The 23,646-nt window shown below is 26.9% G+C and carries 19 protein-coding genes; all 19 read left to right on the forward strand.

The features are described 5' to 3' along the window. The 19 genes from mnmA to SMONO_RS01660 all read left to right on the forward strand — a co-directional run bounded on the left by mnmA (position 1) and on the right by SMONO_RS01660 (position 23,643). A complete protein-coding gene (mnmA, locus tag SMONO_RS01565) occupies positions 1 to 1,128 on the forward strand; it encodes a tRNA 2-thiouridine(34) synthase MnmA (RefSeq protein ID WP_101780602.1) in 1,128 nt (375 codons plus the stop codon). Positions 1,129 to 1,175: 47 nt separating this feature from the next. Further along, positions 1,176 to 1,805, forward strand: coding sequence for a hypothetical protein (locus SMONO_RS01570; protein ID WP_101780603.1), 630 nt, complete (start codon positions 1,176 to 1,178; stop codon positions 1,803 to 1,805). Between the two features lie 43 nt (positions 1,806 to 1,848). After that, positions 1,849 to 3,936 (forward strand): DUF2779 domain-containing protein, encoded by a 2,088-nt coding sequence (locus SMONO_RS01575; protein WP_101780604.1) that lies wholly within the window; start codon positions 1,849 to 1,851, stop codon positions 3,934 to 3,936. After that, positions 3,929 to 4,879, forward strand: a complete 951-nt coding sequence (fmt, locus tag SMONO_RS01580) for a methionyl-tRNA formyltransferase (RefSeq protein ID WP_101780605.1) — start codon at positions 3,929 to 3,931, stop codon at positions 4,877 to 4,879. Before SMONO_RS01575 ends, fmt begins: the two co-directional genes overlap by 8 nt. A 108-nt stretch (positions 4,880 to 4,987) precedes the next feature. Then, a complete protein-coding gene (gene efp / locus SMONO_RS01585; protein WP_101780606.1) occupies positions 4,988 to 5,545 on the forward strand; it encodes an elongation factor P in 558 nt (185 codons plus the stop codon). A 30-nt stretch (positions 5,546 to 5,575) separates the two neighbouring features. Next, positions 5,576 to 5,866, forward strand: coding sequence for a hypothetical protein (locus SMONO_RS01590; RefSeq protein WP_101780607.1), 291 nt, complete (start codon positions 5,576 to 5,578; stop codon positions 5,864 to 5,866). Positions 5,867 to 5,968: 102 nt separating this feature from the next. Then, a complete protein-coding gene (locus SMONO_RS01595; RefSeq protein WP_101780608.1) occupies positions 5,969 to 7,828 on the forward strand; it encodes a caldesmon family protein in 1,860 nt (619 codons plus the stop codon). Positions 7,829 to 7,897: 69 nt separating this feature from the next. Beyond that, positions 7,898 to 8,932 (forward strand): hypothetical protein, encoded by a 1,035-nt coding sequence (locus SMONO_RS01600; RefSeq protein ID WP_101780609.1) that lies wholly within the window; start codon positions 7,898 to 7,900, stop codon positions 8,930 to 8,932. Positions 8,933 to 8,949: 17 nt separating this feature from the next. Continuing rightward, the gene (locus SMONO_RS01605; RefSeq protein WP_101780610.1) at positions 8,950 to 10,155 is read left to right on the forward strand and encodes a hypothetical protein; all 1,206 of its coding nucleotides are present in this window, start codon (positions 8,950 to 8,952) and stop codon (positions 10,153 to 10,155) included. 31 nt (positions 10,156 to 10,186) lie between these two features. Next, the gene (locus SMONO_RS01610; protein ID WP_101780611.1) at positions 10,187 to 11,143 is read left to right on the forward strand and encodes a hypothetical protein; all 957 of its coding nucleotides are present in this window, start codon (positions 10,187 to 10,189) and stop codon (positions 11,141 to 11,143) included. A 99-nt stretch (positions 11,144 to 11,242) separates the two neighbouring features. Beyond that, positions 11,243 to 12,565 (forward strand): hypothetical protein, encoded by a 1,323-nt coding sequence (locus tag SMONO_RS01615; RefSeq protein WP_101780612.1) that lies wholly within the window; start codon positions 11,243 to 11,245, stop codon positions 12,563 to 12,565. A 41-nt stretch (positions 12,566 to 12,606) separates the two neighbouring features. Then, the gene (locus SMONO_RS01620) at positions 12,607 to 13,239 is read left to right on the forward strand and encodes a hypothetical protein (protein WP_101780613.1); all 633 of its coding nucleotides are present in this window, start codon (positions 12,607 to 12,609) and stop codon (positions 13,237 to 13,239) included. Positions 13,240 to 13,287: 48 nt separating this feature from the next. Further along, a complete protein-coding gene (gene tig, locus SMONO_RS01625; protein ID WP_101780614.1) occupies positions 13,288 to 14,577 on the forward strand; it encodes a trigger factor in 1,290 nt (429 codons plus the stop codon). A 101-nt stretch (positions 14,578 to 14,678) separates the two neighbouring features. Continuing rightward, the gene (gene lon, locus SMONO_RS01630; RefSeq protein WP_101780615.1) at positions 14,679 to 17,054 is read left to right on the forward strand and encodes an endopeptidase La; all 2,376 of its coding nucleotides are present in this window, start codon (positions 14,679 to 14,681) and stop codon (positions 17,052 to 17,054) included. An 87-nt stretch (positions 17,055 to 17,141) separates the two neighbouring features. Beyond that, complete coding sequence (locus tag SMONO_RS01635) at positions 17,142 to 19,010, forward strand: ABC transporter ATP-binding protein (RefSeq protein WP_101780616.1); 1,869 nt, start codon at positions 17,142 to 17,144, stop codon at positions 19,008 to 19,010. Positions 19,011 to 19,068: 58 nt separating this feature from the next. Then, the gene (locus tag SMONO_RS01640) at positions 19,069 to 20,319 is read left to right on the forward strand and encodes a replication-associated recombination protein A (RefSeq protein ID WP_101780617.1); all 1,251 of its coding nucleotides are present in this window, start codon (positions 19,069 to 19,071) and stop codon (positions 20,317 to 20,319) included. Between the two features lie 26 nt (positions 20,320 to 20,345). Then, the gene (locus SMONO_RS01645; protein WP_101780618.1) at positions 20,346 to 21,125 is read left to right on the forward strand and encodes a hypothetical protein; all 780 of its coding nucleotides are present in this window, start codon (positions 20,346 to 20,348) and stop codon (positions 21,123 to 21,125) included. Between the two features lie 522 nt (positions 21,126 to 21,647). Beyond that, positions 21,648 to 22,370: an ABC transporter ATP-binding protein gene (locus SMONO_RS01655; RefSeq protein ID WP_101780620.1), complete on the forward strand. Its 723-nt coding sequence runs from the start codon at positions 21,648 to 21,650 to the stop codon at positions 22,368 to 22,370. Further along, positions 22,354 to 23,643: an FtsX-like permease family protein gene (locus SMONO_RS01660; protein ID WP_101780621.1), complete on the forward strand. Its 1,290-nt coding sequence runs from the start codon at positions 22,354 to 22,356 to the stop codon at positions 23,641 to 23,643. Before SMONO_RS01655 ends, SMONO_RS01660 begins: the two co-directional genes overlap by 17 nt. Positions 23,644 to 23,646: the final 3 nt, after the last annotated feature.

Below are 23,646 nucleotides of genomic sequence, written 5' to 3' on the forward strand. Positions count from 1 at the left end.
ATGAAAAAAGAGAAAGTTATTGTTGGTCTTAGTGGGGGAGTTGATTCTTCAGTTACAGCTGCAATATTATTAGAACAAGGTTATGAAGTTGAGGGTCTTTTCATGAGAAACTGAGATAGTAACTTAAATAATGATATTCTTGGTAATAACTTAGAAGGAGATATTTGCCCTCAGGAACAAGATTATTTAGATGCCAAAAAAGTGGCAGAAAAATTAAATATAAAAATACATAGGATAGATTTTATAAAAGAATATTGAGATTATGTTTTTGAATATTTTGTAAGTGAATACAAAAAAGGAAGAACACCAAATCCAGATATTTTATGTAACAAATATATCAAATTTGATAAATTTTTAGATTATGCCATTAACGAATTAAAAGCTGACTACATTGCAATGGGACACTATGCTGGAGTTAGGTTTAATGAAAAAAATAATGAATTTGAATTGATCAGAGGTTTTGACGAAAATAAAGATCAAAGTTATTTTTTATGCCAATTAAATCAAAAACAACTATCCAGAACAATGTTTCCACTACAAAGATATGAAAAAAGCGAAATCAGAGAGATAGCTAAAAAATATGACTTAATAACTGCAGAAAAAAAAGATTCAACTGGAATATGTTTTATTGGAGAAAGAAACTTTACAAAATTCTTGCAAAACTATATACCAAACCAACCAGGAGATATTGTCGATATAAAAACAAACAAAAAAATATCAGAACACATTGGCGTTATGTATTACACAATTGGTCAGAGAAAAGGTCTTAATTTAGGTGGTCAAAAAGAACCTTATTATGTTGCTAAAAAAGATATTGAGAACAAAATTCTGTATGTGTCACCATTAAGTGATGAAAGTTATTTAGAATCAAAACAATGTATAGTAGAAGAATTCAATTTTATTGCAAATTATAATAGTTACTTTGATTCAAATAAATTTGAATGTAGTGCCAAATTTAGATACAGACAAAAAGATGTTAAAGTAGAAGTAGAAGTTATTAGTGAAAATAAGATAGTTATAACTTACAAAGAACCTGTAAGAGCAGTTACTGAAGGTCAAGAAGCAGTTATTTACCTTGGAGAAGTATGCCTTGGTGGTGGAGTTATTGATAAAGTTTTAAATAATTAGATAAAATAAGTTAAAATAAATATGATTTAAAGAAAGAGGAATGTTGTATGTTTTTAGCAGGAAATACAAGCACAATAGTTATTGGAGTAGTTGTTTTAGTTGTTTTAGTATTTGTTATTGTTTCATCAATTACAAGTAAAAAAGCACAAAAAGTTGAGCAACAAAAGAGAAAAAAGGTAGTTAAAGAAGAAATCAAAAATTATCTTGCAAAAACTCAAAATATCAAAAACATTAAAATTGAATATGAAAAAGTTTATGCAAGAAAAGGTCAAGAATATAAATACAGAGATGTATTTGATGTTGTTGTTCAAATGTATGAACCAAAAACCAATAAACTAGTTTCAACAAATGCTTACGAAGTTGAAGGTATTACAACAAAGTCTGGAAAAAATAACTATGTAACTGCATGACAAGTTAATGGTGAAATTGATCTTGAAAACACTCAAAGAAGAATTGCTATTGCTGAAAAAAAAGTAAAACTTACTAAACAAGAAAAAGTGGTACTTAAACAAGAAGAAAAGGCTAAAGCGGTTGAATATAAAGTGCAAGTTAAAGAAGAAATGAAAAATATTAAAGTTGAGAAAAAAAATCAAAAAGAAAATAAAGATGCGAATCTTCAATTGGACAAAGCCATTAAAATGACAACAGTTAAGTTTATACCAAGAAGAAATAAATAACATATTTTAAATATGTTTTTTTTGTTTAGAAAGGAAATAAAATATGAAAAATAGTATTAGAGTAACCAAAGAAGACTTTAAAAGATACATGGCTGAATGCCCTAAAATTGCTTGAATATTTCATAGTCTTGATAATTTTAAATTAGCAGTAAAACTTAAAAAAGAGAAGAAAATTGAAACACATTATAAAGTTGAAATTGAAAAGGATGGAAATTACGATACTTCATCTGGTTTTAATGCAATTGATCTTTATTCTGACTTGTTGGAAAAAGAAGATAATGAATTAAGCAAAACTGAATTAAAGCAAAAAAATATGTTACTTAAACAAATGGAAGATCTTAATGGTTTTGAAATATCTGGTTTACCTGCAGAAACTATTGTTGATGGTAATTCTGTTGGGGACGCTGCTAGGGAATACTTTATTGAAAAACTATATAAAGATAATTTAAAAGATAAAACAAACTTTGAATTCTTAGATTTTCAAGAAAAAGGTTATGAAGAAACTATAGAAGAAACTAAAAAGGCTTTACAAGACAACAAAGTAAAATATCTTTTTGAACCTTCTTTTGAATATATGGATTCAATGTTAAGAGTTAGATGTGACGTTTTAATAAATCATGGAAATAGACATGTAACAATTGTTGAATTTAAAGCATCTACTCAATCAAAAATTGTTCATTTCTTTGATGTTATGTACCAAAAAAAAGTTTTAGAAAAAAATGGTTATATTGTAGATGATGTTAACGTTGGGTTAATAAATAAAAATTATGTAAGAGGTATTGGAATAGATGAAAACAGATCAAATTTTCTTATTTCTTTTTACGAAATGGATTTTGAAAATGAAGTAAAAGATAATTTGGAAAAAATTAAAAAACCAAAATCTGATGAGTCAGACTTAAATTATTCACAATTAATAAGAATAACTGACAAGTTAGAAAATACAAAAAAAGATTGTGGTCTAAATAAAATGATAATTGGTATGGAAGACAATGGATTCGATTTTGATGAAACTATTCTAGAAATATCTAAATCTTTTGAAAATTCAAATATTTTAAATAACACTAATTGTGGAAAAGTTTCATTTAACTATACTAAATACAATTATTCTATTAAAGAATCTGCTTGTCATCATGTTGTTAGGTATTATGATAAAAGTAAGTTTAATCTATATGAATTAACAAGATTCAAACCAAAAGCTGCAATTGTCCACTCAAGAGATGAAAAATCTATATATATTGAAAATATTGTGGATGTTGAAAAATCACAATTTAATGAAGATAAAGGTTCGTTGTTCAAAAAAGATGAGTTAAGAATTATAAGAACAGTAAGAAGTTATTTACAAAAAAATAAAATTGAAGCTAAAGATATTATTAGAGAAGATGGTATAGACTCATTAATGTCTCTTTTAAAAGATTATTATAAATATCCTGTTTATATGTATGATTTTGAAACTGTTAAATGAGCAATTCCAAAATATGATAATTCTTGATCTTATGAACAAATACCATTTCAATATTCAATTCATGTAATCGACAATCCTGATTATGATTTTAATGATCCAATAAACACAATGAAACATTTAAATTTTATTGCAGATAAACAAGAAGATCCAAGACCAGAGTTTTTAGTAAACTTTATTAGAGATTGTTTTGCATATGGCCCTGGAGTTTATGTTGCATATAACAAATCTTTTGAAAGAGGAGTTATTAAAAATATGATTTATTCATATCCTGAACTTTCCAAGCCTCTTGAATATATTTATCACAACACAATTGATTTAATGGAATTCTTTAAAAAGAAAGAAGATAATTGATTAATTTATCACCCTGACTTTAGGGGGTCATATTCAATTAAAAAAACTCAACCAGGTTTAGATAGTTCTTTAAGTTATAAGGATTTAAAAATTAACAAAGGTGATAAAGCAAGTCAAACTTTTAGACAATTTTTAGATAATGTAATAAGTCAAGAAGAATATGAAATAATATTAAAAGAAGATATGCTTAAGTATTGTGATAGAGATACTCTTGCTATGATTGTTGTTTTACAAAGGGTTGTAGATATTGTTAAGGAATATAATCCTAATTTTGAAATGGATATCAAAAAACTATTGGAGGAAGAAAAAAATGCATAAAGTTATATTTTGTGGAACTCCCCAAATTTCTGTGGAAATCTTAAAGGGCTTGGAAAATACTGGTGTTGAAATTATAGGGGTTATAACACAACCTGATAAACAAGTTGGAAGAAAAAAAGAAATCAAATTCTCACCAGTTAAAGAGTATGCCTTAACAAAAGGATACACATTATTTCAACCTTATAAAATTGGAGATATTCTCGAGGATTTAAAAAAATTAAATCCTGACTTTATGTTAACTTGTGCATATGGACAATTCATTACCCAACCAATTTTAGATTTATTTAAAAATTGCATAAATACACATGCAAGCATTTTGCCTAAATATCGTGGAGGAAGTCCAATACAATTTGCCATCATGAATGGGGAAAAAACCACTGGAATATCTCTTATGAAAATGGTAAAAAAGATGGATGCTGGAGAAGTTTATTATCAAGAAGAAATTGAAATTGATGATGAAGATAATTCTGAAACACTATTTAATAAAATGGCTGTTTTGGGTAAGAGAATGGTTGAAGAAAAACTTTTAGATATATTTGAAGAAAAAATAAAAGGAATTGATCAAGACGAATCAAAGGTTACTTTTGCTTATAATTTAAAAAATGAACAAGAAGTCATTGATTGAAATAATTCTGCTTTTGAAATAAATAACTTCATTAGAGCTTTAAGTCCTCAACCAATTGCTTTTACATTCATAAACGAGGAGAGAATAAAAATAAAATCAGCAAGGGTTATAAAAGACGAGGAAAATTTAGCTACTTTGGATAGAATTTTTGCAAATGGTGAAGTTATTTCAACAGATAAAGAAGGGATAATAGTTAATACTTCAAATGGGTATCTAAAAATACTAGAAATCCAAAGAGAAGGTAAAAAAATGGTTAGTGCATCAACTTTTAATGATCCTAATTCGCCTATAAAAACCGGAGTTAAATTTGGAAAATAAATTACTTAAAAGGTGATTTTTTAATTTAAATAATTTTCCACTAAAATGTACTAAAAATGTAATTTTTTATATATAATTGAGTTAGAAATATCAAAGGGAGATTAATTTATGTCAGTAAACGATTTAAGACCTGGAAGTACATTCTTATATGATGGAAACATCTTTGTTGTTTTAGAAAACTCATTTTCAAAAACAGGAAGACAACAAGGTAAAGTTACAGTTAAGGTTAAAAACCTTAGAACTGGAGCTAGAGTTGAAATAACATTTACAGGTGGAGAAAAAGTAGATAAAGCTTTAATTGAAAAGAAAGATATGCAATATCTTTATAATGATGGAACAAATTGTGTTTTAATGAATACAGAAACTTACGAACAAGTTGAGATAGCTTCATCAAAATTAGAGTGAGAATTAAAATTCATTACTGATGGAATAATGGTTAAAATGACTGAATATGATGGAGAAATCCTTGGTATTACAATTCCAGAAAAAATTGAACTTACAATAATTGAAGCTGAACCAGCTGTAAAAGGGGACACTACAAGTGGCGCTCAAAAGAAAGCTAAAGTGGAAACTGGTTTAGAAATAACTGTCCCTTTATTTATCAAAGAAGGCGAAAAAGTATTAATTAATACAACTGATGGTAAATATGCTGGAAGAGCAAATTAAAAATAAAAGAAAACTAAGAGGTATTTGTATATGTACATTTCTATAGATAGAAATTCTAAAGGAAATTTAGAGATCGATGAAAAAATCTTAAGTAAAATTATAGAGTTTGATGTTACATCAAATGCTGTGGGTTACAGAGATATCAAAGCATCAGTAAGTATTCATCAAGAAACTAACTTGTTTGTTGTTGTAAGGGTTTACACAATTGAAAAGGGTAAATTTCTTATGGACGGCATAAAGGTAGCTTCAATAATTAACGAATCAATGTATAAAACATTGAGAATTAAACCAAAGAACATTGCGTTCTCATTTATAAAATAGGTATTAAAACCTATTTTTTTGTATAATAGAGTGCTATAATATGCTTTAAAAAAGTCTAGAAATAGTGTATAATGATTTTGTATTTAAATGGAGGAACTAGGTATGGCAGCAGCTAAAACATCAACAAAAAAGACTACAACAAGTAAATCAACTATAAATGGAAAACCTGGAACAACTGATTATGTAAATCAAAAATTCGGACCAAAAGCTTTAGCTTTGATTAATAAATATAACTTACAAACAGATGAAAGTTACAAAAAATTAATATCATCTTTTGAAAGAATTGATTCATTACCAAAAAATGATCCAAGAAAACCTAATTTAGTTGACTTATGAGAAGGAGAATTTAATAGAATTTTCAAACACTTCTGAGAAAACTATGCTATTGGTCAAAAGAGAAAAGATAATGGCGTATCAGGTTGAAAAGAAAGACTTGATGTTAAACCTGCTGCTATGTCTCCAGATCAAAAGAGAAAAGATTTAATGACTAAACTTACTCCTGGTAATGTTTCTACAAATAGAAATACTAAAGAAGAAATTCTATCAAGAGCTGGTTATGTAAGCCAAGTTAAAACTGAACAGTTTAACTTTACAGCTGTTCCAAGAACTGGACAAAACATTTACGAAATTGAAAATCTTTTAAGTGCTGCAGAAGAAAAAGGGATGGGAGAACCAGAAAGTATTTTACAAAATGGTTTTGGAGTTGCTTCAAAAGTTGAATCAACTATTGATGAAACACCATCAAACGAAAAAATGTCAATTGATGAAGAAACAGAGTTGATGACTTCACAAGCCGTACCAGATCCAAATTTATTAGACTTTATTAATGAGGGAAAAGTTTCAAATGAATCATCAAATGAATCATCAAATGAAACACAAAAACAAGAAATGAATAATACAAATAACAATGATAACTTAGGATATGTTGCAAGAGAAAATATGTCAAGAGAAGAATTTAATAGAGCAAATAATATATACTTTGATGAATCACAAAATTCAAATGAGGATGATAACTTAGCTGCTTTAGAACTGGGAACAGAATTTTTCCAACAACATTTAACTGAAGATTTAATTGGTCAAGGTCATGTTGAAATAAATGAAGGTCTTGCAAAGAGAGAATATAATGCCAAAGATGAAATTGTTGCTCCAGAAAAGAGAAATATAGTTTCAAAAGAGGGGTTTGAAATATCTGTTAATCCAGAAAAAACTGATTTATCAGGTAAAGTTTTATATGAATCAAAATCATCTGGATCAAAAAAACCTTATCACGAAGAAAATCCAGTTGGATACTATCCAATGAATTATGATGCAGCTAAAAGACCTGCAATGCATGATTTAATGGCTGCTCACCAAAGAGAAGGTAAGGCTCTTGATGAAATGACTCAAAAAATTGAGTTCCTAAGAGAGTTGAGAAATGATCGTCGTCATAGAATTAATATGATGAAAATTGAACGTGCAAATAGCTATATAGTTGCTCGTGCTAGAAGATTAACTGAAGCTCGTGAATTAAAAAGACTTAAAAAACGTGAAGAATTTAATCTAAAAGCTATTGAAAAAGCTGAAAGATTAAGAAGATTACAAGAACGTCAAAAATTAATAGAATTGATGAAAGAACGTCAATTAAAGAGAAATGAAGAAAAACGTGTTGCTACAGTTTTAAGATTAGAACGTGAAAGACGTCTTGAGAGAGATGCTAAATACAGAACAGAAATTGCAAGTATTGATGCACAAATTAGACACGAACAAGAAATGATTAAACGCACAGAATTAAAAATGAAAGCATACTTTACAAAAGTTCATGATGACCAATTATTTGACAAATCATTAAAAATTGCTAAAGAAACTACTCCAAACTATAAATCAATAGAACAAAAAGCGGAAGTGCTACAACAATTAGAAGAGCAAAAACGTAAAGATAGAGTAGAAAAAATAAGTAGAAAATTTATTAAAAATATTAAATAGTCAAATCATGGGCAAGAATTAACTAAAACTTGTCCATTTTTTGTATAAATTTGAAAAGGGGTGTATTTTATGACTAATAAAAAAAGCAAAGTTGTTAACAGAGTTCCTAAGATGAAAATATTGGAAGATGCCAAACTGGGTATAAACACAATAAATTCTCTTTCTGGAAAAATAGGATCTACACCTATTAAAAACACTAGTGATACACCAGAAGTTCACCAAGCAGTTCAAAAAATGCAAATAAGACAAATGAACCCAAATGATGAGAAAAGAACCGATTCAAGAACAAGGCATATTGAAAAGGTAAGGAACAAAACTCAAGTAATAAATGAGAAACTTTCAATTCTAGAACAAAGAAAATTGGGTTATGTAAGTAATAAAAAACTTGATTACGAAAAAGAATTAGAAAGAAAAAGATTGGAATCAAAAAGAAAAGTTAAAAAGTCTTTATTCCAAAATGATGATTATGTAAAAATGAACCAGCAAGCAGCTAATTTATTTTCACAAGATATTCTAGTTAAATCAAAAATTAAAGATACAAAAGATAACTTAAAGGGAAGAAACCAAAAAGTTTCTGATTTAAAATCAATGTTTGATACTTCAAGTTCAAGTAAAATTTCTTTCAAATCTAACAATAATGTTGTTAATACAAAAAGAATAACAAAAATATTAGGAGATATACCTTTTGGTTCTGAATCAACTGAGTTTTTCTTAAAAGCTCAAGAAAAGCAAAATCAAAGAATTTTTTCTTCTCCATTAGATGACTATAAAGTTGAAAAAGAAGAAAAATTAGAATTAGAAGAGCAAATTGATTTAAAAGAAGATATTTTAGAGCAAATTAATCAAGAAGAAATAATTGATTTAAAAACAATTAATCAAATGGCTAAAAAATATCAACAGGATGCTGAAAAAATAAGAAAAGAACTTGAAAAACAAAATGATAAAAAGCTTAGTTCATATGATATTTCAAGCATTTATAATAGAATTTTGGGTAGTGCAAAAACTACTAAGATCAGCAGGGTAGAAAAACCTAGATTAGAAGGTAATACATCAACTGGTATTGATATAAGCAAAAGACCATCAATAGCATTTGAAAAGAAATAGAATTAGAGGGAATCGTAATGGCTAAAAAAAATAATTACAAAAATGAAAACGATTTCTCTTTATTATCAACAAAAGTCAGAACAAGGGTAAAAAATTTAATTGATAAAAGACTTACAAGTCAAACAGTTATGCTATTTGCGCAAGAATATGAAGCATATGATATTGATTTTCGTGAAGAATTAATTGAATACATTAATTTCTTAATGGAAATTGAAAGAGAAAAGTGAATGAATGAATCAGCTTATCTTTATGAAAAACAAAAAGTTGGATCTTTTGGAAGTTTAAAACAAAATGATTTTTATAAAAAGCAAGAAGAACTTAAAAAATTCCAAGAATATCTTTCAAAAGACAGAACAAGTGCTACTCAAAAGGCAATTGAAGATTCTAGAAGAGAAGTTCTTGTTAAAAAACCTGAATCTCCAGAGTTTGTGAATAAAGCATCTAATAAAAATGTAAAATCAATTGAAAAAAATTCAATTAACAGAATGTTATTGGAAGCAAAGGCAAGAGAAGAAAAAGAAGCAAGAGAAGCAAGGTTGAGAGAAACTAAAAGAGCTGAAGAAGAGCGTAAAGAACAATTGGCGAAACAAAAAGAGTTAGAGAAAAAGAAAAAAGAAGCAATTAAAAAATCTAAAGAAAAAAATGCAAGTAAAAAATTAGAGAAAAAGCCAAGTAAAAAATCAAAAGTTCAAGTTCAACCAATAATTGATAGAAACTATGAAAAAGAGCAAGCAGAAAAAGAAAAATTATGAAAAGAACTTTACGGTAAAACTAGAGAAGAAACTTTAAATGAAAGAAAGACTGAAAACGAATTTAAGGAAAGTTTTGTTGAATATGATAAAAAGCCAAACTTTAATTCAACTAACGAAATTCAAAAATCGTTTATGATATTAGGGTATGAATTTTCTATTGATGAAGTTACTGACCCTAAAAATAGATATTTTAGTTTTTGATATAACTTGAAAAAAAGAGTTAAAACTTCGAATATTTCTATTTGATTGAGTATTCATCCAAATAAGCAAAAATCAATTCTTAATAAAAGATTAAGAATTGAAACAAATATTGGGATATGAGATAAATTGAAAGCTATATTTAATGTAAAACCAAAAGTACAAGTAGTTAAAAAAGAAAAATCAAAACGAAAAGAAGTTAAAAAAGAAATAAAAAAAATTGAAATTAAAAAACAAGAAAAAGAAAATAAAATTATAAGCGAAAGCAATTAAATTCTAAATTAAGGAAAGTGTGAATTAAAATATGTATTATGCAATTGGAGTATCGGCATTTATATTGTTTATAGCAATTACATTGATTATTGCTATATCTGTTGTAATAAAAGTTAAAAAGCCGAAAAAAGTATTAAAGCAAATAACAAGTCATACATACTTTACAAATGAAACCCACGGAAAAGAGAAATGATGAGTCTCTAAAGATGGTAACTTTGAAAAGAAATGAATGGAAGTTCAGGATTACGATTTTAAAATTAGATATTTTGACTATGAAGAAAACTTTTCGGAAGGTTTTTTAAACTCTAAATTCGTAAGGACAAAAATATTCTTATATGATTTAATGGATATAAATGCTGTTAACAAGACAATTGACAGAATAAAATTATATGCAAATTGTCTAGAAAATATTTGATGAAAAAAATATAAAATTCTTTTAACAACATCTTTTAATGAAATGCCTCAAATTACACAAGCGCCAGAATATTTCTTTTATAAATACTATTTCAAACTAATTTCTAAATTAAGAAAAGTGATGTCTACATATCTTTGTGAATACATAATACCAAATGTAATCATTACTGAATTAAGTCAAGATAAATATAAAAAATATAAAATTAATATATCAAATGATCCTAAGAAAAATATTTTGTTTGCTTTTGAACAAGTTTCTCAGGAGGCAGATGATTTTTCAAATGAAATTCATGAGGAATTCAATAAGGAATTAGCTCAGAAGGGACCTGAATGGAAAGTTGACTATTCAACTAAAAATGACCCTTTAAGTTTATTCTTGCCTGAAGAAATTGTTAGAAAAAATATGTTGAGAAAAAAAATAGTAGTTTTATCTAAAAAATACAAAATTCCATTTAATGGAAATGTTGAAGAAACAGTCAAAAAGCTTGAAATATACTTAAATAGTGTTGAACAAGACAAAATAAACTCAATAAAACAACTGGTATCTAGTTTTAAAGAAGAGGCTGGAAATTAAAAACACACTATTTAAATAGTGTTTTTTTAATAAATAATTCAAATATAATTCTTTTTAAAGCAATAAAATTATATAATAAAGAGTATATGGGGGTACTTCATGTTATATACAGCAAGTGACGCAATAAATTTAGTTTATAAAATAATAGGTAAAACCTTAGCTTTAATGGGTGAGGGTTTTAAAAATGATAAAGAAAAACAAAAACAAGTTGCCTTAAACTTAAAAGAATTCTACAGATATTCAATGAAAAAAAGAGTTCATACTGAAAGCGAAATAATTTCTTGTGGTGAAACTTTTAACTGAAACTTTATTTCAGAATCAGAATTGGTAGATCTAAAAAAGTTATTTTTAGAAAACTGTTTAATTACAACAACTGAAAATCATTATTTAGATCATGAATATGTGGTTCAAGAATTAAACAAACTTTATGATAAAGCTTTAGAAAATACTTTTATTGTTGATAGAGAAATGATTGATTGAGATAAGACAATTAAAATGATTGAATCAAGATTTTTATCATGAGTTCATGCAAAAAACTTGAAACAAGATAAAGATTTAAAAGAAAAATTGCTGTCAATTATGGCTAACTTGAACGAAAAAGAGGAAGTTTCATACTATTCAAAATATAATATCTTAATTGAAACATTAAGAAACTTTAAAAAATTTGTTGAGGATTATGAAAATGGTATTGTAGCTCCAACACCTGAAAATCACAGATACTATGAGAAAAGTAAAATAAGTATGGATGGTTTAAAGTTCATGGATGAAAAGGATTTTGTAGTTTATCTTGATTATGACCAAATACTAGATCAATTACAAAAATTACCAGATAATTCTGAATTGTGAGACTTCAATTTCACTTTAGAACTAAATATTAGAATTTTCTTTTCAAGTATTTTAAGCAATATTATTACTTCTCAAACAATAAGTGTTTGAGGTGCAAAAGCTGAAATGATTAGAAGTAATGGTGGGTGATTAATTTCTAGAGAAAAAGAATCATTTAAAAATTTATATATTGCATTGACTCAATCAAATGAAAAAATACAAAGTTTAATATCTTTATCAACTAAGCGATTAAATAGAAATTTAATTCAATTAGTTAAAGACTTAATGATTAAATTCAAAAATAAATCAGGTGATGACCTATACAATCCTGTAATATTGAATTCTTACTTTGAGCAAATCGATAAATTAATTAAATATCACGAAGCTGGAGTTGCTGATTCATTTTTATCACATCCAAATGAAATGTTAGATGGTTTTAACATTAAATCAGCTGATGCTTTATTGGATTTTGAAAATATGTCAAGAATAGCTGATGCTTTAGTTGAATTAGATTCAAACCTTTCAAACCAATCAAAAGGTGATTTATTAAGAACAATTGAGTTTATTAAAAAAATAAGTGATCTTGAAGAATTTTAAATCGTTATAATGACGATTTTTTGAGTTAAGGAGAATAAAATATGTCTTGTTGCAAATGTGAAGAATTGCTTAATAGTTGTACTTGTATAGTTTTGGAGTGCGAATGTAATAAATCAATTAATTGTTGATGTTGTTTATATAATAATTGAGAACAAATTGATTCAAAGCACTCTCTTACATTTAACTTTATTAACTATTATAATGAAATAAACAAATTAAAATCTGTTCCTAAGTTGTTTAAAAAGGGCATAAAGAGCTTATTGAATGATTTAAAACAAAACAATAATAGCTTAAATAATCTAAATAAAACAGATTATATGAATCTAATTGATTCAAAATTTGATCCAGTTAAAATTGCTTCAATTATTGAAGAAGATAACATTGCGAAATTAATTTATTTTATAAACAAGTTGGAATTTTATGTAGAAATGTCGATTATATTAATTGAGATGAATAAGACATTAGACTATGAAATATCTTATTTGGAGATATTTTCAGTTAGTGATGCAATTGAAGAATTAATACCTTCAATTGTTAAGGTTTTTGCCTCAATTGAAAAAACATTAGACAGTTCTGTAGAATATGAAACTTTGAAAGAAAAACTTTATAGTTTTGATGTTGTTTCAACTAATTTAAGAAGTATGTTAGACATTAAAATACTTAACAATAGGTAATTATTTGTTATAATTAAAAATGTTACATATATAAAAGGAGATATTTATATGAAATTTAGTGCAAAAAAAGTTGCCGAAAAAGGCCAAGGAACATGAATAGTTACAATAGATGGTAAAGAATGAGAAGAAGCTGTTAAAAAAGGTAAAAACAAAGCTGCTGCAAGTATTGAAATACCTGGATTTAGAAAAGGTAAAGCACCAAAAGAAAAAATAGAACAATATTTAACACCAGTTAAGTATTTAAATGCAGCAGTTCAATCAATTATGGAAAAAGCTTGAGCATTTGCAAGAGATCAAAAATCTGATATTGAACCATTTACATCACCAGTACCTACACCTGTAAAAATTAGTGAAAAAGAATGTGAATTACACTTCATTTTTGACTTAAAGCCTGAAATTAAAATCGGAGAATACAAAGGTCTTAAAGATAAAGAATTGGTAAAAGAAGAAGTTAAAGTTACAAAAGAAGAATTAGATAAAGCAATTGACCAATACAGAGAAAGATTTGTAATGGAAAAAATTAAAGAAGATGGAGCAAAAATTGCAAAAGGCGATGCTGTTACATTTGACTTTGAAGGATTTATTGATGGAGAAGCTTTTAAAGGTGGAAAAGGTTTAGACTTTAAATTAACAATTGGAAGCGGACAAATGATTCCTGGATTTGAAGATCAAATGATAGGAAAAACTTTAGGAGAATCCTCAATTAACGTTGTTTTCCCTGAAGACTACACACCTGATTTAAAAGGAAAATCTGCTGAATTCAAATTAAACGTTAAAGAAATTAAAGAAAGAATTTTACCTTCAAAAGATGATGAATTAGTAAAAGACTTAAACTTGCCTGGAATTACAACATTTAAGGAATTAGAAGATAGTTTGAAAAAACAAATTATTGATCAAAAATCAACTCAATCAAAAAATATCTTTGTAAACAAAGTTATTGATATGATTAGAGAAGGTTCAAAAATTGAAATTCCTAAATCAGCAATTAACAAAGAAATTGATACTCTATACAGAGAATTTGAAGCTAAAGTACAAGCTCAAAAATTAACAATGAAAGACTACAAAAAGCAAACAGGTTTAACTGATGAAGATATTAGAAATGAACTATTTGATGATGCTAAAAAACGTATTGAAAGTTATTTAATTACTGATCAAGTAAGAAATACTGAAAAATTTGAAGTTTCTAAAGAAGAAATTGAAGCAAAATATGAAAACTTAGCAAAAACTTTTGGAGTAGAAACTGATTTCATTAAAAACTCTCTATTGCCAGAACCACAAATTAAAGAAGAAATAATTAGAGAAAAAATAGTGGATTTCCTATACTCAAATAATGGTTAAAAAATACAATAAAAAAATTGTATTTTTTTATTTTTTAGCACTTAACACTTGCAAGTGCTAAAAAATGTGTTATCATAATTTTGTACCTAAGGAGGAATATTATGAATAAAAAATTACCTATGTTAATAACTCGTGGTAGTTACATCTATCCAAATTTTGACCAAGTTTTAGAAATTGGTAGAGATAAGACTACTCTTGCTGTTAAAGAAGCTGTAGAAAAATATGAAGGAAAAATCTTAATGGTTTCTCAAAAAAAACCATTAGAAGATGATCCTAAAATTGAAGAATTATTCACATTCGGTGTATTAGCCGAAGTTAAAATCAAAAAAGAATGAAAAGATGGTACATTAACTGTAAATATAAAAGCAATATCACGTGTTGAAACAAGCGATATTGAATTGAAGGATTTTTATATTGCAAATTATGAATTGAAAGATAGCCTAAAAAGCTCAGATAAAGACGCATTAGATAAAATTACAAAATACATCAAAGCGATGATCAGTTCACAAGATGAATTTCCTTCTGAAGTAGAAGAAATAATAAATTCTGCTTCAAGTGATTTAGATCCAAACTTTATTGTTGATAGTGCGGCAAACTTAATGCCATTTATGCCTATCGATAAAAAGCAAGCAATGCTTGAAGAGTTAGATCCCGTAAAAAGAATTGAAATAATCAATGACTTTTTAGATGAAAAACGTCAATCAGCTGATATTGAATCAACAATTAGCAAAAAAATTAAATCAAGAGTTGACGAACAACAAAGAGAATTCTATTTAAGAGAAAAATTAAAAGCTATTAAAGAAGAATTGGGAGATATGGATGGTGAAGGAGACGACTTGGCTAAATATAGAAAACGCCTTGAAACTGAACCTTTCCCAGAAAATATTAAAAAAAGAATATTATCAGAAATCGACAAATGTGAAGGTATGCCAGCAGCTTCATCAGAAGCAAATATTACAAGAACATATATTGATTGAATGATGCAAACACCATGATGACAAAAAACTGAAGAAAAAACTGATCTAAAATTTGCAAAAGATGTTTTAGATAAACACCACTATGGTTTAGATAAAGTTAAAGAAAGAATCATTGAATATTTAGCTGTTAAACAAAATACTAACAAGGTAAAAGGACAAATCATTACATTGGTAGGTCCTCCTGGAGTTGGTAAAACAAGTTTAGCAAAATCAATTGCTGAATCAATGGGTAGAGAATTTGTTAAAATGGCTCTTGGTGGTGTTAAAGATGAATCTGAAATTAGAGGTCACAGAAAAACTTATATAGGAGCAATGCCGGGTAGAGTTATTCAAGGAATGAAAAAATCAGGAGTTAAAAACCCAGTTTTCTTACTTGACGAAATTGATAAAATGGCAAGTGACTACAGAGGAGATCCAGCTTCAGCGATGCTTGAAGTATTAGATCCAGAACAAAACTCAAAATTCTCAGATCACTACTTAGAAGAAGAATATGATTTAAGCGATGTTGTATTCATTGCAACAGCAAACTATCCTGAAAATATTCCAGAAGCGTTATATGACAGAATGGAAATCATTGAACTTTCAAGTTATACTGAAATTGAAAAAATGAAAATTGCAGAAGAATATTTAATACCAAAAGTATTAGATGATCATGCAGTTACAAAAGAACAAGTTATCTTTACAAAGGAATCAATTAACGAAATTATCAAACACTACACTAGAGAAGCTGGTGTTAGACAATTGGAAAGATGAATTGCTTCAATTGTTAGAAAGTTTGTTGTAAAAATGTTAAACAAAGAAATGGAGTCATTAACTGTAACTCCAGAAGTTGTTAATGAATTGTTGAAAAAACGTATCTTTGAACATACAGAAAAAGAAAATGAAGCACAAGTTGGTGTTGTTACAGGACTTGCATACACACAATTCGGAGGAGATATATTACCAATAGAGGTAAATCACTTCCCAGGTAAAGGTGGACTGGTATTAACTGGTAAACTTGGAGATGTTATGAAAGAATCTGCAACAATAGCTTACGACTTTGTTAAATCAAACTACAAAGCGTTTGGTATTCCAAAAGAAGTGTTTAATGAAAATGATATACATATTCACGTTCCGGAAGGTGCTGTACCAAAAGACGGTCCAAGTGCCGGGGTAACAATTACAACCGCTATTGTTTCGGCCTTAACAAACAAACCTGTTCCAAGAGAAATTGGTATGACAGGAGAAATCACATTAAGAGGTTTAGTATTTCCGATTGGTGGTTTAAGAGAAAAATCAATATCTGCTCACAGAAGTGGATTGAAAAAAATATTAATACCATTCAAAAACACTAAAGATATTGAAGATATTCCTGAAGAAGTTAAAAAAGAACTAGAAGTAGTTCCTATACAAAAATATTCAGAAGTATATGAAAATGTATTTGGTATGAAACTAAATGACTTAGTGAGAGAACTTCCAATATCAACTTCAGCAAATGAAGAGGCAAAAAAAGCTCATTAATAATAAAAACAACCTAATTTAACAGGTTGTTTTTATTAATTTTGTGATAATATATCAACAATGAAAATATAAGAAAGGGGAATTTTAATGGATCAATCATTTAGTGTAACAAACAACCCAATTGGTGATGTGAATGTTGCAAGTAAAAAAGAAGAATCTAAAAAGTACATACCAGATGATAAGGTATATAAACTTGTGAAAGAAAAACAAAAATTAAAGTTTTCTTGAATTGTTTTAATATATGGATGAAAATACAAGGCTTTATTTTTAAGTGTTGTATTTGTAGTTACTTTTAGTGCTTTTTTAGTAAGTTTAAATACTTTGTTCCTAAAAAATGTTTTATCTGCAGCTCAAGCAGAAGATTTGACTTATTGAAATTTGAAGTGACATTGATGAATGGCAATAACTGCAGCAGATTTAGTGATGCTTTATTTCTGTACATATATTAGAAACTCTTGTTCAATAATGTTAGCTGTAAGAATAGAAGTTGAATTAAGAAATTTAACAATTAAGAGATTATTAGAGCAAGACATTAGTTATTATTCTGATAAAAAAATAGGTAAATTAATGACTAAGTTAGTTGGTGATACTAATGTTATTGGAAATGAAATATCAGGAATGATTGCTTGGGTAATTCAAGCTCCATTAGTAATAATTATGGGTACTGTTATGATGTTCATAATACATCCACAATTAGCTGTTGTTGCAAGTGTTTCTGTTTATTTATTGACCATATTAGTAATTTTATTCTCATTACAATACCAAAAGAAAGTTAAAAAAGTTAGAGAAGTAATTTCTGACATAAACGGAGATGTTGTTGATAGAATTGGTGCTATTAAATTAGTTAAAGCAACAGGGACTAGAAAATATGAAGAATCAAGATTAGAAACACTTCATGACCCATATATTAAAGCTTTCAAACCTATATCTAAAATTGATGGAACATTGTTAGCAATCCTTATTGCATCTGATGTTGTTATAAATTTAATTATGATAACTGTTGCGATTTCATTTTATAGAAATGAATCTGGAATGATGACAGAAACTTTACCTGCATTTATTTCTGCAATGGTTGGTTTAACAAGACCTTTATGACAAATTGCAGCTATTATTCCAGGTCTTTCTAGAGCGTCAGCTTCTTCAACTCAAATTTATGAAACAATTGAACAAGATCCTATTTTAGATGACAATGAAAAAAACGGATTATTATTTGATGAAAATATTTCTAAAATTGAATTTAGACAAGTTAAGTTTAATTATCCAGAAAAACCAGAAGTTAATATAGTTCCGAAACTAGATTTAGTTCTAGAAAAAGGAAAATCTTATGCCTTTGTTGGAGAAACTGGAAGTGGTAAATCAACAATTTCTAAATTATTATTAAGATTTTATGACCCAACAGAAGGTTGCGTTCTTGTAAACGATAAAAATGTTAAAGATTTCAATTTAAAAAGTTACTTAAGCCATGTTGGTTATGTCGAACAAGAACCTTCAATAATATTTGGGGATGTATATGACAATGTAAGGTATGGTTACTTTCAAGCAACTGAAGAAGAAGTCCATGAAGCTTGTAAAAAAGCACAAATTGACAAAATCATTAATAGTTGACCATATGGTTACCAAACAGTTCTTGGTGAACGAGGATTGTTATTGAGTGGTGGGCAAAAACAAAGACTTGTTATTGCAAGAATACTTTTAAGAAACCCAGAACTTTTAATTTTAGATGAAGCAACAAGTGCTTTAGACAATATTGTAGAAAAAGAAATTCAAGCTCAATTAAATGAACTAATGAAAGACAAAACATCAGTAATTATTGCTCATAGGTTAAGTACTATAAAAGATGTTGATCAAATATTTGTTTTAGCTCCAGGTAAGGGAATTGTTCAACAAGGGACTTATAAAGAGTTAATAAAAGTACCAGGTAAATTTAAAGATTTACATGATGCTGGAAATGCTTAAAAAAACTAACCATAAAGGTTAGTTTTTTTATGCTATTATTCAATTAGGAGTTGAAATTATGAACAAACCTCTAAGTTTCTTGTTGAGACCAACATCTCTAAAAAATATAATAGGACAATCACATTTAATAAATAATAAATATGGATTAATAACAAAAATGGTTGAAAACAACTTTCTTGCTAATCTAATTTTTTATGGTCCTCCCGGGGTTGGAAAAACTTCAATGGCTATATCTATTGCGAAAGACTTAAACGCTAAATTTGAATTTTTTAATGCTTCAAACGATAAAAAGGACAAACTTCAAAAACTTATCGATTCTTCAAATCATGAAGAACAATTGGTTTTAATAATTGATGAAATTCATAGAATGAATAGAAATATTCAAGATTATTTACTTGAATATATTGAATCTAAAAAGGTAATAGTTTTTTTAACAACAACTGAAAATCCTTACTTTGTAATAAATCCAGCAATTAGAAGTAGATGCACTATCTTAAAATTGCAAGAAATAAATACACAAGAAATGAAAGAGGGTCTGAAAAGAGTTATTAAAAATAATAATATAGAATTAAATATTGAACAAGATGCATTTGATAATTTGTGTGAACTTTCAAACGGAGATTTAAGAGTTGCTTTAAATGCAATTGAAATAATTACAAATCTTTATTCAAAAGAAAAAGTGAATAATGAAGTTATAAAATCAATTTTTGACCAAGCAGTTACAAAAGGAACTGGTGAAGGTGATGAATATCACGATCTTAAATCAGCTCTTCAAAAATCAATTAGAGGAAGTGACGTTGACGCATCACTTCATTATTGAGCAAGATTAATGGCTATTGGTGATTATGAAGTGTTAATGAGAAGAATGATTATAATGGCTTATGAAGATATAGGACTTGCAAATCCAACAATAACAGTAAGAGTTTATCAGGCTTGCCAAATCTTTAGGCAAATTGGGATGCCTGAGGGAAGAATAATTTTGGGTCTAGCAATAATTGAAATGGCCTTAAGTGAGAAATCTAATTCATCTTATTTGGCTTTAGAAAAAGCTCTAGAAGATGTTAAACAAGGTCTAGCACCACCAATACCACCATATCTAAGAGATAATCACTATAAGAATGCACATAAATTAGGTCATGGTATTGGATACAAATACGCTCATGATTATCCAAATGATTGAGTAGATCAACAATACTTGCCTGATGAAATAAAAGACATTACTTATTTTGAGTTTAAGCCACACAGCGCTTATGAAAAAAAGTTAATGGAAATCTATATAAAATTTACAAATAAAAATAATATAAAATAATATAAGTGAAAGAGAGGTATTTAAATATGAAAACTAGTATGCAAATTAAAGAAGAATTAGCTAGTCAAGGTTATATTTGAATGCCTACATACAAAGATATCTTACAAAAAGTATGATATCAAACAGAAACTTATTTTGATGATGATGAAACTGTTTTATCAGCTCTTTGGGCAAGTTTTAAAAGATATGATGATGAAATGGTTGGGATAGTTTTTATTACCTCAAAAAGAACTTTTACACTAGAGATTTTAGATAATGATACAAGTACTCAAATTAGATATTTACCTTTTGATTCTTATTCATTACAAAAAATTCAGTTACAATTTTCTAAAAATCCTGGAGGATTACATTATGTATCTCTCCAAAACGATAGTTTTGGAAATGGTGTAACTTTTGCAACCCCAAATAGAGAAGTGGCTCAACACTTTGTAGATACTCTTGCAGGAAGGACTAATGGTGAAATTGAACTTCTTCCCGATTCAGATAATCCTTTATTAGCTGAAAATGAAAGAGAACAAGTTATTGATAAGAACTTAAATAAAGCAGAAGAGATTGTACCTCATAAGTTCGAAAAGAAACATGAAGAAATAAAACCTATGAAGGAATTTGATGGATGAAGAAAAGCACCACCAGAAGCAAAAGAAAAAGTAGTTGAAATTAAAGTTGTTCCACCTAAAAAAACAAAGCCAAAAAAAGAAAAGAAAAATGGTTATGGTTCAAAATGACAATCAAAAACATGGTTACTTTGATTTTTATTGCCTGTAGGAGTTTTGGGGTTAATACTTGCAATTATATTTATAATTTAAGGAGTGTTTATGAAGAATAAAATCAATTACTATAAATTAGCTATATTTATATGTCTAATCGCACAAGTGATTAGTTTTTTTGATTTTCTAATTGTGACAACTTTCTTAATAATTAATTTAAATTTTATATTCAAATTAATTAAGTTACCATTTTCCAAAAATAAAAAGGGGACTTTAAAATCGTTTGCATTTATATTTATTTATATTACTTTTTGAACTATGTTTTTATTTATTGTTTTTGGATTTACTTTATTTATAACTATAAAATTTAGTTCTCCAAAAATAGATTTTAAGTTATTGGAAATATTTTATTTAGTAATTCCATTCATATTTAATACTTTAATATTTAAATTACATAGAGATAAAATTATAAGGATTATAGAATTTAGAAGAGTAGAACCTAAAAGACAAGATGAATTTATAAATATAATTTCCTCGAAAAATATAATAATTTCCTATATAAAAGAGATAAAGCCTCTTTAAATTAAAAAAATTATTTTTTAATTTAAAGAGGAGGACAAAATGAATAAAATTATAAAAATAAATAATGTATCTAAAGAGAAAATAATAAAAAATGTAAACTTATCAATTTCAAATGGAGAATGTATATCTATTATGGGTAACAGTGGAGCTGGTAAGACAACTCTTGCAAATATAATATCTGGATTGGAAAAACCAACATCAGGCAATGTGCTTTTTGACGGTGTTGATATAGTCCAACTAAAAGAACCTAATCTAACAAAGTTTAGATCTATAGCAATTTCTTATATATTTCAAGACTATAAATTAATAGAATATTTAAATGTTGAACAAAATATAAAATTTATTGAAAAAAATAACAAAAGTTATATTGATGAAAAAAAATACAATAAACTAATAAATGATCTTGGATTAACAAAAATTGAAAAGAAAACTGTTAGTCAATTATCTGGTGGACAAAAACAAAGAGTTGCAATAGCAAGAGCGATGATAGGAGAGTCTAAAGTTATAATAGCAGATGAACCAACAGCAGCTTTGGATATGGTTAATAAGAAAATTGTTTTAAATGAATTAAAGAAACTTACAAAAGCCAATAATAAAACTCTAATAATAATAACTCATGATCCTGAAGTGGCATTAAAGTGCGATAGAATTTTAATAGTAAGTAATGGAAGTATAAGTGATGAGTTTTCAACTAATTATGTTTCATATAATGAGATTGAAAATATTTTAATAAAGAATTATAAAAATGAAAACAATGCTTAAACAAATTTTTAATTACAAATACTTTAATATCGCTTCAGCTTTGGTATTTTTAATATCATCTATGTTTATATATTCTTCATCAACGCTTTTAATTTCTTCTTTTAGTAATGAAACGGTTCAGGAAAGTAATATGACTTTAATATTTATAATACTTTTTGGTGTTTTGTTTTTGGTTTCTATAATTGTTTCTTTGTTCATAATGAAAATGAATTTAGAAACAAGAAGTGAGGAGATAATCAATAAAAGGATAATTGGGATATCAGAAAAATCAATAAAGAAAAATTTAATTTTAGAACAGTTAATAATACTATTTCCTGTAATATTGTTGGGATTTTTACTTTCAATACCTTTGAATGGAGTTTTAATAGAAAGTTTGAAAGAAAAGAATGTTTTAAATATTGATTTCGAAATAAATTATAACTTTACTCTCATTGTGGAAGTTATAATCTTTGGATTAATATTTATATTACTTTCCTCAATTATTAGTTTAACTGGTTTCAAAAACATTAATTCACCGAAGCAAATTGCTACTGATATTAGTAGAAAAGAGCTGATTATTAAAATAATATTTGGTTCAATTTTTTTAATATCTTATCTATTGCTTGTATTCTTAACTAGAACTAGCGTTATATATTTATTTGGAGGTATTTTTTTAATAATAGGATTGTCATTTATTGGAGACTTATTTGTTCTATATTCTTGTCAAATATTTTCCAAAATTTTAAGTAAATCATTTTTGATCCATGGTTCTTTTAAAAATATTATGCAAAAATACAAACTTGTATCTTCGTTGATTTTAATAATTGTAACTGTTTGTGTATTCAACTATTTTACTCAAAATGCTTTATTGGCAGATGTAGATAAATTTAATGATAGTAATAATAACTTTGCCATTGGACTTAACTTTTTAGCTTTATATTTGAATTACTCATTAATATTTTATGGTGTTTTAGTTCTTATAAATTCTACTTTTATCTATTTTAATTCTTTAAAAGAAGAAGAAAACAAACTAAAAAAACTAGGTTTTAGTAATTTTAAAATATTTATTAGAAAATTAACTCAAATTAATATAATATTTTTGTTTATTTTATTTTGAATATTTATCTCAACATTATTTATATCTTTAGTTTGAAATGATGAGCAAGCAATTAATAATATTGTTAATTGATTCTATTTAATCTTAACAATATACTTGCTACTTATTGTTATTTCAATTATTAGTGTATTTAATATTCAATCAAATAATAGAAAAAATACAAAAAAAATCGCATAAAGC

Origin of the sequence: Spiroplasma monobiae MQ-1 (assembly GCF_002865545.1) — a bacterium.
GTDB lineage: Bacteria > Bacillota_I > Bacilli_A > Mycoplasmatales > Mycoplasmataceae > Spiroplasma_A > Spiroplasma_A monobiae.